General features: G+C 72.6%; 9 protein-coding genes. 4 read left to right on the plus strand and 5 right to left on the minus strand.

All coding sequences use genetic code 11. The annotated features are described in order from the left end of the window. Positions 1-118 precede the first annotated feature (118 nt). On the minus strand, positions 119-1,957 hold the full coding sequence (locus ABZW10_RS00940) for a hypothetical protein (RefSeq protein WP_355357812.1): 1,839 nt from the start codon (positions 1,955-1,957) through the stop codon (positions 119-121). A 159-nt stretch (positions 1,958-2,116) separates the two neighbouring features. Between ABZW10_RS00940 and radA the strand changes: the two genes are divergently transcribed. Both radA and disA read left to right on the plus strand, forming a co-directional pair. Then, positions 2,117-3,616, plus strand: a complete 1,500-nt coding sequence (radA, locus tag ABZW10_RS00945) for a DNA repair protein RadA (protein ID WP_355357815.1) — start codon at positions 2,117-2,119, stop codon at positions 3,614-3,616. Between the two features lie 140 nt (positions 3,617-3,756). After that, a complete protein-coding gene (disA, locus tag ABZW10_RS00950) occupies positions 3,757-4,863 on the plus strand; it encodes a DNA integrity scanning diadenylate cyclase DisA (protein ID WP_355357818.1) in 1,107 nt (368 codons plus the stop codon). 138 nt (positions 4,864-5,001) lie between these two features. Here disA and ABZW10_RS00955 read toward each other — a convergent pair whose 3' ends face one another. Next, positions 5,002-5,880 carry a hypothetical protein gene (locus ABZW10_RS00955; RefSeq protein WP_355357821.1) on the minus strand — a complete coding sequence of 293 codons (879 nt, stop codon included), beginning with the start codon at positions 5,878-5,880 and terminating at the stop codon, positions 5,002-5,004. A gap of 182 nt (positions 5,881-6,062) precedes the next feature. Between ABZW10_RS00955 and ABZW10_RS00960 the strand changes: the two genes are divergently transcribed. Beyond that, complete coding sequence (locus ABZW10_RS00960) at positions 6,063-7,016, plus strand: A/G-specific adenine glycosylase (protein WP_355357824.1); 954 nt, start codon at positions 6,063-6,065, stop codon at positions 7,014-7,016. An 89-nt stretch (positions 7,017-7,105) separates the two neighbouring features. Here ABZW10_RS00960 and ABZW10_RS00965 read toward each other — a convergent pair whose 3' ends face one another. After that, positions 7,106-8,734, minus strand: coding sequence for an MDR family MFS transporter (locus tag ABZW10_RS00965; protein WP_355357827.1), 1,629 nt, complete (start codon positions 8,732-8,734; stop codon positions 7,106-7,108). Between the two features lie 254 nt (positions 8,735-8,988). Here ABZW10_RS00965 and ABZW10_RS00970 point away from each other — a divergent pair, with 254 nt between their 5' ends. Continuing rightward, positions 8,989-9,615 carry a helix-turn-helix domain-containing protein gene (locus tag ABZW10_RS00970; RefSeq protein WP_355357830.1) on the plus strand — a complete coding sequence of 209 codons (627 nt, stop codon included), beginning with the start codon at positions 8,989-8,991 and terminating at the stop codon, positions 9,613-9,615. Between the two features lie 17 nt (positions 9,616-9,632). Here ABZW10_RS00970 and ABZW10_RS00975 read toward each other — a convergent pair whose 3' ends face one another. Both ABZW10_RS00975 and ABZW10_RS00980 read right to left on the minus strand, forming a co-directional pair. Beyond that, the gene (locus ABZW10_RS00975) at positions 9,633-10,508 is read right to left on the minus strand and encodes a M23 family metallopeptidase (RefSeq protein WP_355357833.1); all 876 of its coding nucleotides are present in this window, start codon (positions 10,506-10,508) and stop codon (positions 9,633-9,635) included. A gap of 436 nt (positions 10,509-10,944) precedes the next feature. Then, positions 10,945-13,293: an immune inhibitor A domain-containing protein gene (locus tag ABZW10_RS00980; RefSeq protein ID WP_355358876.1), complete on the minus strand. Its 2,349-nt coding sequence runs from the start codon at positions 13,291-13,293 to the stop codon at positions 10,945-10,947. Positions 13,294-13,554 lie beyond the last annotated feature (261 nt).

Below are 13,554 nucleotides of genomic sequence, written 5' to 3' on the forward strand. Positions count from 1 at the left end.
CGACCTGGCCACCTGGCCACAGGCCGAGGCGCCCGCCGTGTCGGCACCGCCGGGGCATCGCCGCCACGGCGCCGCAGGCCTGGCGGCCGGCCCTGGACCGGCCCCCGTCGGCCCCGGTTCAGTGCGGTGCGGGGCTTGTCGGGGTGGTGGTGCCGGACGGGGAGGGGCTCGGGGACGTCGCGGACGTCGGTTCGGTGGTCGGCGCCGGTGTCGGGGTGGGTGTGGCGGTCGCGGTGGGTGTGGCGGTCGGGCTCGGGGTGGTGGTGGGTTCGGCGGGGCCCGGGTCGGTGGTCGGGGTCGGGGCCGGGGTGGCGCCGCCGCGGTGCTGCGGGCCGCCCTCGATGGTGACCACGGCCTGGGACGGCGGCAGTGCGATCCGGGCGGTCCAGTGGGTCGCGGGGGCGAGGTCCTCGTCGACGCTGACGATCACGGTGATCCGCTGCCCGGGCGCGAGCGTGCCCGCGTCGCGGCTGAGCCGGAGCCAGGGCGCGTCCACGACGGCGTGCCAGCGGATCTCGGTGCCGCCGGAGTTGGTGAGGGTGAGCACTGTCCGGCTGCCGTACTCGCCCGCCTCGACGGTCAACAGGCCGGACGGCGCAGATGCCGGCGCGCCCGCCGACGCCGCCTCCCCTGCGCCGACGGGGGTCGGCGCACCGGAGGCGGCAGCAGTGGGACCGGGGGTCGGGACCGGAACCGGCGACCCCTGGGTCCCAGGCAGCAACGTTTCTGCAGGGCGCGGTGCTGCCCCCGCCAGCTCCATCCCGGCCACCGCCGGACCGGACCCGCGGTAGACCCCGCCGACCGCCCCGATCACCGCCCCGACCGCCTTGGCGGCCCCGACAGCCCCCGCAGCCCCGCCCGGATCCGTCGCGCCACCCGCCGAGCCGCCCGGCGCTGAACCACCCGCCGCAGCACCACCCGCCGAACGGTCCCCCTCGACCCGGACCGAGGAGACCGACGCCGCCTCTCCGGCCCCGGTTCCGCCCCGGTGCCCGGCCCACAGGGCGACGACCGGCGCGGCCAGGACGGCGGCCAGCACCCCGGTGGTCACCACCCGCCGCCGCACCGCCGGGCCCCGTCCGCCGTCCGGCGCGCGGTGTCGGGGGAAGCCGCCCTGGTCGAAGCGGAGCCCGGCCTCGGTCGGCACCGAAACCCGCGCCGGCACCTGCGCCCGCGCCCGGACCGACACCGCCACCGCCAGCGTCCCCGCCGCCCCGGCGTCCCCGCCCGGAGCGGTGAGCACCGGCAGCCCGGACAGCCCGGCCGTGCCGTCCTCCGGCACCTCGCCGGCCACCCGCTCCGCCGTACCCCGGCAGGTCGGGCAGTCGACCACGTGCCGCACCAGCTCCCGGCGGAGCGCGGGGCCGAGCACCCAGTCCCGCCAGCTCTCCGCGCCCGCGCCGCCGAGCCGGTCCAGCTCGGGGCAGCTGCCGACGCCGAGCACCAGCAGGGCGGCCCTGGTCCGGTCGACCTCGGCCCGTGCGGAGACGAGCAGCGTCCGCACGTTCTCGAACGGCTGCCCGAGGACGGCCGCCACCTCGATCGGGCTGAGCCGGTGCCGGACCGACAGCTCCAGGGCCTCGCGCTGCTCGGGGGCGGTGCCGGCCGCCTCGGGCCACGCCAGCGAAGCCAGTTCACGCCGCCGCCGGACCGCCTCCGCCCCGCCGTCCCCGTCGCCCCCGAGACCCCTGCCGCCCCCGCCGGGCCCGCTCCCACCTCCGCCCGCCAGCCGCCGCAGGCAGCAGTACCGCGCCAGCGAGTACAGCCAGGCCCGGACCAGCCCGGGCTCGGCGAGCCGGTCGCCGTACCGGACCGCCAGCTCGCGCACCTCCCGCAGGGCGGCCGCGGCGGCCTCGTGCTCGCACAGCACCGAGAGGCAGTAGGTGAAGAGGCCGTCCACCTGTCGCTCGTACGCCGCGAGGACGGCGTCGCGCGGCCCTTCCGTACTCGTCGTCACCCGTCCGACGGTAGAGAGCGCACCAGCCCTGTCCGAGTGATTCCGCCCGGTTGTACTTCTTTCGGGTAACAACATCGCCCATTCGTGGACCCACCCCGGCCACCCCCTCGCCGCCCCGGTCACCCCCGCGCTGTCGTACCCAGGCGCTACGGTGACCGCATGGCTGCCCGTACCAAGACCACCGCCAAGCCGCGCCCGGCCTACCGCTGCACCGAGTGCGGCAACCAGCTGCCCAAGTGGGTCGGCCGCTGCCCGGAGTGCAACGCCTGGGGCACGGTCGAGGAGTACGGCGCGGTGCCGATCCGGACCACCGCCGCCGGCCCGGTCAGCGCGCCCGCCCGCCCGATCGCCCAGGTGGACGGCCAGGTGGCGACGGCACGCTCCACCGGCGTGTCCGAGCTGGACCGGGTGCTCGGCGGCGGCCTGGTCCCGGGCGCCGTGGTGCTGCTGGCGGGCGAGCCGGGCGTCGGCAAGTCCACCCTGCTGCTGGACGTCGCCGCCAAGGCGTCCTCCGCGCAGCACCGCACCCTCTACGTCACCGGCGAGGAGTCGGCCGGCCAGGTCCGGCTGCGCGCCGACCGGATCAACGCGCTCTCCGAGCACCTCTACCTGGCCGCCGAGTCCGACCTCGGCGCGGTGCTCGGCCATGTCGAGGCGGTCGGGCCCGGCCTGCTGATCCTGGACTCGGTGCAGACCATCGCCTCCGCCGAGCTGGACGGCGCGCCGGGCGGCCCGGCCCAGGTCCGCGAGGTGGCCAACGCGCTGATCCGGGCCTCCAAGGAACGCGGCATGGCCACCCTGCTGGTCGGCCACGTCACCAAGGACGGGCAGATCGCCGGCCCCCGCCTGCTGGAGCACCTGGTGGACGTGGTGCTGAGCTTCGAGGGGGACCGGCACGCCCGGCTGCGGATCATCCGCGGGGTCAAGAACCGGTACGGCGCGACCGACGAGGTCGGCTGCTTCGAGCTGCACGACGAGGGCATCGCGGGCCTGGCCGATCCGTCCGGCCTCTTCCTGACCAGGCGTGACAAGCCGGTGCCGGGCACCTGCCTGACCGTGACCCTGGAGGGCAAGCGGCCGCTGGTGGCCGAGGTGCAGGCGCTGATGGTGGATTCGCAGATCCCCTCGCCGCGCCGGACGACCTCCGGCCTGGAGTCGCCCCGGATCGCGATGATCCTGGCCGTGGTCGAGCGTCACGGCGGGGTGAAGCTGGGCAAACAGGACATCTACACCGCCACCGTCGGCGGGGTGAAGCTCTCCGAGCCCTCGGCGGACCTCGCGGTGGCGCTCGCGGTGGCCAGCTCCTCCTCCGACACGCCGCTGCCCAGCAACCTGGTCGCGATCGGCGAGGTCGGCCTGGCCGGTGAGGTGCGGCGGGTGACGGGTGTGCAGCGGCGGCTGGCCGAGGCGCACCGGCTGGGCTTCACCCACGCGCTCGTCCCGCCGGACCCGGGCAAGGTCCCGCCGGGTATGAAGGTGGTCGAGGTGGCGGACATCGGCGAGGCGCTGCGGGCCATCCCGGGCCGCCGCCGGGCCGCCGCCAAGCCGAGGAATGAGGCACCGTCGGCGCCGCCGGCACCCCGCGCGCCGCGCCCGGCGGCCCACCCGGAGGAGCTCATGGACGGGTGGGAGCCGCTGGACTCCGACGAACTGCGCTGACCCAAGCCCTGCCGTTGCCGCACGCAGTTAGACTTTCCCCTGTCTCATTGGTGATAAGGCAGTACTAAGCGACAGAGCAACAGACCCTAGGCCGGCGCCCGCACGAGGGGGCGCGGTACGGGGTCGACCGGAGGAGTCACGTGGCAGCCAGCGACCGGGCGGACAAGTCCTCCCGCGAGGAGGCCCTGCTGCGGGCCTCCCTCACCGCCATCGCCCCCGGCACCGCGCTGCGCGACGGCCTGGAGCGGGTGCTGCGGGCCAACACCGGCGGCCTGATCGTGCTCGGCTTCGACAAGACCGTCGAGTCGCTCTGTACCGGCGGCTTCGTGCTCGACGTCGAGTTCACCGCGACCCGGCTGCGCGAGCTGTGCAAGCTCGACGGCGCCGTGGTGCTGGACAAGGACATCACCAAGATCGTCCGGGCCGGCGTCCACCTGATGCCCGACTCCACCATCCCGACCGACGAGACCGGCACCCGGCACCGCACCGCTGAGCGGGTCAACCGGCAGACCGGTTTCCCGGTGGTCGCGGTCTCGCACTCGATGCGGCTGATCGCCATGTACGTCAACGGCACCCGCCGGGTGCTGGAGGACTCCACCACCGTGCTGTCTCGCGCCAACCAGGCGCTGGCCACCCTGGAGCGCTACAAGCTGCGCCTGGACGAGGTGGCCGGCACGCTCTCCGCGCTGGAGATCGAGGACCTGGTGACGGTCCGGGACGTCACCGCCGTCGCGCAGCGGCTGGAGATGGTCCGGCTGATCGCCACCGAGATCGCGGGCTACGTGCTGGAGCTCGGCATCGACGGCCGGCTGCTCTCGCTGCAGCTGGACGAGCTGATCGCGGGCGTGGAGCCGGAGCGCGAACTGGTCGCCCGGGACTACTTCCCGGAGCGCGCCGCCAAGAAGGGCCGGACCGTCGCCGAGGTGCTGGCCGACCTGGAGGACCTCACCCACGCCGAGCTGCTCGACCTGCAGACGGTGGCCAAGGCGCTCGGCTACTCGGGCTCGCCGGAGTCGCTGGACTCGGCGGTCTCGCCGCGCGGCTACCGGCTGCTGGCCAAGATCCCGCGTCTGCCCAACACGGTGATAGAGCGCCTGGTGGAGCACTTTGGCGGCTTGCAGAAGCTGCTGGCCGCGAGCATCGACGACCTGCAGACGGTCGAGGGCGTCGGCGAGACCCGGGCCCGTTCGGTCCGCGAGGGCCTGTCCCGGCTCGCCGAGTCGTCCATCCTGGAACGCTACGTCTGACCCGGCTCCGAGCCGGCGCCGACCCGACCCGGCTCGGACCGGCCCCGCGCCGAACCGGCCCCGGACAGACCGAAGCCCGGACCGCCTGAGCGGTCCGGGCTTCCTGCTGTCGTGCCCCGGGGCGGTGGTGAGGGCCGGTCAGTTCTCCAGGCGGATCGAGGAGCGGGCCGAGGCCTGTCCGCCGGAGAGGCCGGTGAGGTCGGCGACCACCAGGTAGGTGCCGGCCGGTGCGGTCGACGCGTCGGCGGTGGCGCACTGCGGCTTGCTGTGGACCCGGTCCCAGGTGAAGGTCTCGGTCAGCCCGCCGTTGGCCGGGAGCTGGACCCAGCTGCTGTTCCGGTCGGCCGGGCAGTCGCCCGAGGACCAGATGCGCTCGCCGTTGCTCGCGGTGACGGTGATCGCCGAGGCGGCCCGGCCCAGGTCCAGCCGGCAGGTGGTGCCGGAGGAGTTGTTGATGGTCAGTGCCAGCTTGGGCTTGTCCTTGGGCTGGTAGGCGTTCTGGGCGCCGGCCAGATTGAGCGTCACCTGCGAGGAGGCGCAGACCGGCAGGGCCATGATCTCGGCGGTGTTCACCGGGGGCGGGCCGCCGGTGCCGGCACCGCCGGTACCCCCGCCGGCGCTGCCCCCACCGGCCGCCGCGCCGCCCGCCGCCGCACCGCCGGTCGCGGGTGCCGTGCCGCCGGTCGTGCCGCCGGTGCTCAGACTGACGTCGCCGCCGCCGGAGCCGCCCACCGCGCCGCCGGAGGAGCCGCCGCTGCTGCCGCTGCCGGGGCGGGAGTTGTTGACCGGCCCGGTCGGCGAGGCGCCCGGCGTGATCGCCTGGGCGGGTGACTGGCTCTGCGACTGGGTCGGTACGGCCTGCGCGGCCTTGTCCTTGCCGTCGCCACCTCCGCCCTGATCGGACATCAGCCAGATGACGAGGGCGGCGACCGCGACGACGGCGACGAGCACGACGATGCGCCGACGCCAGTAGATCGAGGCCGGCAGCGGTCCTACGGGTTGACGCAGAGAGGGCACGCCCAAACTCTACGAGACAGTGTGTGCCCCTTGACGCACCAACACCGCACAGTCACCCCTTCCTTCACATGATCCGCCATTTGCGCCGTTCGAGGGAGGCTGAATGGGGTGTTTTGCGCCAACATGAGGAATCCCATGATCCGCTTCGGCTGCCGACCCGGGCGTGGGAGGATCGAAGGGCCATGGCTGCCAACACCATCACCCCCGTCACCCCCGCCGTCCCCGCCCCCGCGACGCCCGCCGAGGCGCCGAGGCTCGGGCTGCCGCTGCCCGTCCTGCACGAGACCGTCCTCGACTGGTACGCGGCCAACGCCCGCGACCTCCCCTGGCGCACCCCGGACGCCTCGCCCTGGGCCGTGATGGTCAGCGAGTTCATGCTCCAGCAGACCCCGGTCAAGCGCGTCCTGCCCGCCTGGGAGGCCTGGATGGAGCGCTGGCCGACCCCGGCCGAGCTGGCCGCCGAGGCGCCCGGCGAGGCCGTCCGGATGTGGGGCCGGCTCGGCTACCCGCGCCGGGCGCTGCGCCTGCACGCGGCCGCCGTGGCGATCACCGAGGAGCACGACGGCGAGGTCCCGGACGACCACGCGACACTGCTCTCGCTGCCCGGCGTCGGCGAGTACACCGCGGCGGCGGTGGCCTCCTTCGCCTTCCGCCAGCGGCACGTGGTGCTGGACACCAATGTCCGCCGGGTGTTCGCCCGCGCGGTGACCGGCGTGGAGTACCCGGCGCAGGCCACCACGGCGGCCGAGCGGCGGACGGCGACCGCCCTGCTGCCCGAGGCCGCAGGGACGGCCGCCACCTGGGCGGTGGCCGTGATGGAACTGGGCGCCCTGGTCTGCACGGCCCGCGGCCCGGAGTGCGGGGAGTGCCCGCTGTTCACCGCCTGCGCCTGGCAGCGGGCCGGCCGCCCGCCGTACGAGGGCCCGGCCCGGCGCGGCCAGTCCTACGAGGGCACCGACCGGCAGGTCCGCGGCAAGCTGCTCGCGGTGCTCCGCGAGACCCACGGCGAGGTGCCGCAGGCCCGGCTGGACGCGGTCTGGCCGGACGCCGTGCAGCGGGCCCGGGCGCTGGACGGACTGGTCGCCGACGGCCTGGTCGAACCGGTCGAGCAGGGCGTCTACCGACTGCCCCGCTAGCCGCACGCGTGGCCACGCGCACGAGGGCCCCCGTCCGCCGGTTCGGCGGACGGGGGCCCTCGGTGCGTTCCGGTGTCGGACCGTGACCGTCAGATCGCGACGGCCTCGATGTTGTCGGTCGCGGCGCCCTTCTTGCCCTCGCCGCCCTCGGCGTCCTCCGCCGGCCCGCCGGCCCCGCGCAGCGGCACCTCGCGCATGAAGACCGCGGCGGCGACCGCGATCACCGCGACGGCGGCGCCCCACAGGAAGACGGTGTGCATGCCGTTGGCCACCGCGTGGTGGTAGGCGTCCTGGACCGGGGCCGGCAGCGCCTTGAGCGCGGCCGGGCTCAGCTGCGCCGGGTCGCCGCCCTGCGAGCCGCCCGCCCCGGCGGCCGAACCGAGCCGCTCGTTCATGGTCTCGGTGACCCGGTTGTTGAACAGTGCGCCGAACAGCGCCACACCGAACGAGCCGCCGATGGTGCGGAACAGGGTGGCGGTGGAGCTGGCCACGCCCATGTCCTTGATCTCGACGCTGTTCTGCGCGACCAGCATGGTGATCTGCATCAGGAAGCCCATGCCGGCGCCGAGCACCACCATCCAGCAGGCGGAGACGAAGCCCGAGGTCCCGGTGCCGAGGGTGGAGAGCAGCAGCATGCCGGCGGTCATCACGATGGTGCCGATGATCGGGTAGATCCGGTACTTGCCGGTCTTGGTCACCGCCTGGCCGACCACCAGCGAGATCACCAGCATGCCGAACATCATCGGCATCAGCAGCAGGCCGGAGTTGGTTGCCGAGGCGCCCTGCACGGTCTGCTGGTAGAGCGGCAGGAAGACGGTCGAGCCGAACATCACGAAGCCGACCACGAAGCCGATGATCGAGACCAGGGTGAAGTTGAGGTTCCGGAACAGCGACAGCGGCAGCATCGGCTCCTGGACCCGCTGCTCGACGTAGCAGAAGCCGATCAGGGTGGCCGCGGCCAGCGCGGTCAGGCCGAGGATCTGCTTCGAGCCCCAGGCGTACTCCTGCCCGCCCCAGGTGGTGATCAGGGTGAGCGAGGTGATGCCGGTGGTGAGCAGCACCGCGCCGAGGTAGTCGATCCTGGCCTTGCTGCGGACCTTCGGCAGCTTCAGCGTGACGACCACGACGGCGAGCGCGACGGCGCCGAGCGGCAGGTTGATGTAGAAGGTCCAGCGCCAGTTCAGGTGGTCGGTGATGAAGCCGCCGACCAGCGGACCGCCGATGGTGGCGAGGGCCATCACCGCGGCGAACATGCCCTGGTACTTGCCGCGGTCGCGCGGCGGGACGAGCGCACCCATGATCGACATGACGCCGACCATCAGACCGCCGGCGCCCAGGCCCTGCAGGGCGCGGAAGCCGATGAGCTCGTTCATGTCCTGGGAGAGGCCGGAGAGCGCCGAACCCGCCAGGAAGATCACGATCGAGGTGAGGAAGGTGCCCTTGCGGCCGTACATGTCGCCGAGCTTGCCCCAGATCGGGGTGGAGGCGGCGGTGGCCAGGGTGTACGAGGTGACCACCCACGACAGGTGCTCGGCGCCGCCGAGCTCGCCGACGATGGTCGGCATCGCGGTGCCGACGATCAGGCCGTCGAGCATCGCGAGCAGCATGGTGACCACCAGGCCGATCATGACCAGGCGGATCTCGCGGGCCGAGCGGGGCTGCTCCTCCTCGGCCGGTTTCTTCTCGGGGGCGCCGGTGTCGGCCTTGGGGTGTGACATGGGTGGGTGTCTCCCGGACAGGATGTCGGGCGACCGGCGCGGCCTGCGACGGTCCTTACTTGTCGCCCGGCTAGTTTGTGGACCGTCGGCACGGTAGGTTGTGCACTAGCCGGTCGTCAAGCCAGTTTTTCGACAGGCGCCCTGGGCAGGAAGAATGAACGCAGGAGCGGTCGCCGCAGAGGTGTCCGCCGCTGCGCCGCGGCGGCCGTCGGCCGCTGCGGGGACCGGATCACTCACGCAGTCAGAGGCAGGCGATGGGCACGACGCACGGCCCCCGTAGCGACACCCGGGCGCGCATCGTCGCGGTCGCCCTGGAGCTCTTCTCCGAGCACGGCTACGAGCGCACCTCGCTGCGGGAGATCGCGGACCGCCTCGGTGTCACCAAGGCCGCGCTCTACTACCACTTCAAGACCAAGGAGGACATCGTCCAGGGGATCGTGGCAGCCACCGCCGCCCCGATCAACGAGCTGATCGCCTGGGGGCGCGAGCAGACCTGGACGCCCGAGGTGCGGGACGAGCTGATCCGCCGGTTCGCGGCCGGGATGTCCGAGCGGGCGCCGTTGCTCCGCTTCTTCCAGGAGAACCAGCCCGCCCTGCGCGACCTGCCGGCCGGGCGGGAGTTCCGGGCCACCATGATCGCGCTGGTCCGGCTGATGCACGGCCCGGCGGCGAGCTTCGAGGACCGGCTGCGGGCGGCGATGTCCCTGTTCACCATCAACTCGGCGCTCTTCCTGCTCCAGCAGGACGAGCGGCCGGGGGCCGAGCGCGGGGCCGGTGAGGCGCCGGTGGCGGAGGCCACCCGCGAGGAGGCGATCGTGGCCGCCCAGCACGTCGCGCTGGAGATCTGCCGACTGATCGGCAGGCCCGCGCCGACGGACTGAGCGGCCCGAGCGGGGGATCAGAAGTCGGACACCCCGTGCGCGGACAGGTAGGCGATCGGGTTGATCACCGCGCCGTACTTGTTGGCCGAGCGGATCTCGAAGTGCAGGTGCGGCCCGGTCGAGTTGCCGGTGTTGCCGGAGCGGCCGATCTGCTGCCCGGCGGCGACGCGCTGGCCCGCCGAGACCGAGATCGAGGACATGTGGGCGTACTGGGCGTACCGGCCGTCCGCGAGTCGCAGCACGACCTCCTTGCCGTACGCGCCGTCCCAGCCGGCCGACACCACGGTGGCGTTGCCGACCGCGAGCAGCGGGGTGCCGGGGGAGACCGCGAAGTCCACGCCGGTGTGGTAGCCGGCCGCGTAGTGGACGTTGCGCACGCCGTACGGGTTGCTGGTGGGCGCGCCCGGGACCGGCGCCGACCACTGCGGGGCGGGGGCAGGAGCGGGGGCAGGCGCGGGAGCGGGAGCGGGAGCGGGCGCGGGGGCCGGTTCCGGGGCGGGCGCGGCGGGTGCCTCCTGCGGAGCGGGCTGCGGCTCGGCCGCGGGCGCCTGCTCGGCGGCGGCCTGTTCGGGCACCAGGTTGGCCGCGACCGCCACGTACTGCTGGGCCGAGGCCCGCTCGGACGGCAGCGTGTACGAACTCGGACCCGCCACCTGGACCAGTGCCGAGGCGGGCGTCGCCCCCTGCGGCACGGTGAACGCCGAGCTGCCGGGGGTGGTCGGGTCGACCGTCTGCGCCGAGGCGCTGCCCGTGGCGGCGAGCAGCAGCGCGCCGGTCAGCACGGCCGCACCGGCCGCGGCGGCGGTGGTGGAGTGGTTGCTGCGGCCGGTCTGCCGGAGGAACGAGTCGGCGAGCCGGCACAGGGCCGGCCCCAGAGGCGGGACGGAAGGCATGGAGCTCGACCTCACGAACGTACGGGGGCAGCACGCTGAGCCCGTTCGGGCGGGCTGAGCGAGGGACCACTCAGGTGTAACCGTCACCGAGCGGAGTCCCAAACCGTGTGACGTACTACGGCGTGTAGTCATCAGCGCGGCCGGAAACCGCATCGGCGGAACGACGATCATGCGGTCGGATCGTCGGGTCATGGGTCGGCGTCCGGAGGGCGGCGTCCGGCCGCACTACTACCCCCGCTCGTACCGGCCCGGCGGGTTGTGAGCAGCACCACCCGCGGGCCGGGTTTGAGGCGCCCGCGGAATCCCCGGAACGCGCCCGGGACGGGCCCGGGACGCGCCCGGACGCAAAGAATCCGGCCCGCCCCCGCAGGTGCGGGAGCGGGCCGGATCGGCTCAGCGGTGCCTGGTCAGGGACCGGGCGTCAGAGCTCGGTCGATCAGTTGTCGACCGGGCGGACGCGGATCCAGGTCTCCAGGTAGTTCGAGGACTCGTTCTCGACCTCGATGCTGGTGCCCGTCTTCGGGACGATGACGCTGCTGTACGGGTTGTCCTTCGACCAGTAGGACTTCAGGTCGGAGAACTCGTCGACGCCCTTGGCCTTCGGGACGACCGTCTCGACGCCGGCCCGGTGCAGGGTCAGGCCGTCGGTCTTGCGCGAGCCGAAGGTCGAGTCGTAGCCGTTGATGCGCGGGCGCATCAGCGTGCCGTCCTTCCACTTCAGCGGGGTCGGGTGCGAGTCGACCGGCAGGATCAGGCCCTGGCCCGGGTGGTTGGTGACGTTGTTGTCACTCTGCGACTCGTCCCAGTACCAGATCAGCAGACCGGGCTGGTAGGGGAAGTGCTCGACCCAGAGCGGCTTGTCGGCGAAGCCGAAGTTGTACGGGCCGACCTTCAGGGTGCGGTCGTACGAGACGTACTGGCGGTTCTCCGCGATGTAGTACTGGTTGTAGTCGTTGGTGAACGAGCCGGTGGTGCGGGAGAAGCCCTTGGCGGTCCAGCCGTTGTCGCCGTTCTCGGCGCCGTCGGTGAAGACGGTGGCGCCGTCGGCGGTCACCGCGATGTCGTCCAGCGCCAGGCCCTTGAGGTGCAGGCCGCCGTCGGTGACGTAGCGGAAGCGGACCTTGACGGCCTTGCCGGCGTAGGCGTCCAGCGGGAGGACCAGGTCGCCCCAGTTGCCGCCCGAGTTGCCGGTCAGCGAGGCGTTGCCCGAGGGGTCCTTCGGCAGCGCGGTGCCGTTGTAGGCGCCGTCGAGGGCCTTCCAGCTGGTGCCGCCGTCGGTGGAGACCTCGGCGTAGCCGTAGTCGAAGTCCTGCTCGATGTCGTACCAGGCCTTGGCCGACAGGGTGGCCTTGGTCTTGCCGGTCAGGTCGAGGTCACGGGTCAGCGAGACGTTCAGGTCGTCCGCGCTGCCGCTCCACCACTCGTTGGCGCCCGCGTAGGGCTTGTTGATGGTGGTGGTGACGGACTTCTTCGGCAGGTCGACGACCAGCGCCTGCGGGAGCTTGCTGTTGTACTCCGCCGGGCCGATGTGGTGGGTCGACTCGGTGCCGGCCTTGGCCTTGTCGAACTTCAGCCAGCCGAGCTGGAGCTTGCTCCAGGCGTCGAGGTCGTTCGGCATGTCGCCGATCGAGTTCTTGCCCTCGCCCAGCCAGGAACCGGAGGACATCAGGGACCAGAAGCCGACCGAGTTGTCGATGCCGCTGCCGGAGGTGTCGTAGAGGTCCGGCAGGCCGAGGTCGTGGCCGTACTCGTGGGCGAAGACACCGAGGCCGCCGTTCTCGGGCTGCATGGTGTAGTCGCCGACCCAGACACCGGTGTTGCCGACCGGGGTGCCGCCCAGCAGGTTGCTGGCCGGACCGGTGCTGCCGGCGCCGGTGCCGTAGACGTACGAGCGGTGGGCCCACAGGGCGTCAGTGCCCTGCTTGCCGCCGCCCGCCGACTGGTCCTCACCGGCGTGCACGATCTGGAAGTGGTCGATGTAACCGTCCGGCTCGTTGAAGTTGCCGTTGTGGTTGTAGTCGTACCGGTCCCACTGGTCGTACTGCGCGATGGTGGCCTTGATCTGCTCGTCCGTCTGGCCCTTGGCCTTCTGGTCGGCGACCCAGGTGTCGATCGCGTCGCGGATCAGGTCCTGCGCGTTGGCGCAGACGTGCTGGCCGCAGTAGTCCGAGCCGTAGCGGGCCTCGTTCCACTTGACCTTCACCCAGTCGGTGACCTGACCGTCCACCGTGTAGCGGCCCGAGGACTGCTTCTCGTAGTAGGTCTTCAGCGAGTCACCGGACTTGTTGAAGTACAGGTCCTGGTAGTGCTGCTGGTTGTAGTCGGCCTGCCAGAGGGTGGAGTTGTTGGTGGCAGCGTCCGGCTTCTCGATCTGGTTGCGCTGCGGACCGGGGGTGCCGCCGTACTTGATCCGGCCGTCCGCGGTCTTGGTGGTGTTGTCGACCTCGTCACCGAACTCCACCAGGATGGTGAAGATCTTGTCCGTGCGCTCACGGGCGAGCTCGACGTACTTGTCCTTGCCCAGCTTGATGCTGGAGCCGCCGCCGTGCTGCTCGACCTTCGCGGTGCCGTCGAGCAGCTGCTGCGTGGCGGCCTTCTGCTCGGCCTCGACCTTCTCGGTCAGCGGGCCGGGCAGGTTGTGCTCGGTGCTGGTCTGAACGGCGTCGGCCGGGTCCTGCGGAACGGGGGCGGAGCCGGCGGCAACGGCCGTGCTCGGGAGCAGCCCCGCGCCGAGCGCGGCTATGACCGCCGCGGACGAGGCGACCGCAGCGACTTTCCTGGTGATCTTCAACGTTGTGACGTCCTCCCCAAACCGTCCGGCTCTTGGCCTTCCGGTAAACCAATGAAAGACAGGTGGACGTCATTTGATCCAAGCGTGGACGGAAAAGATAGACCTTGACCGTGACATGGCTACAGCGCTATGCTCCGCGACCCCCTATCAACTGACGGCCTGTCAATAGCATTGCCATTAAAGATGGTCACAGCTTTGGTCGCACCCGCACCGGCCCTCCATCCGGCCCCCGGCCTGGTCCTTCGTGGTCCGGGT

Origin of the sequence: Kitasatospora sp. NPDC004723 (genome assembly GCF_040609255.1) — a bacterium.
Lineage (GTDB): Bacteria > Actinomycetota > Actinomycetes > Streptomycetales > Streptomycetaceae > Kitasatospora.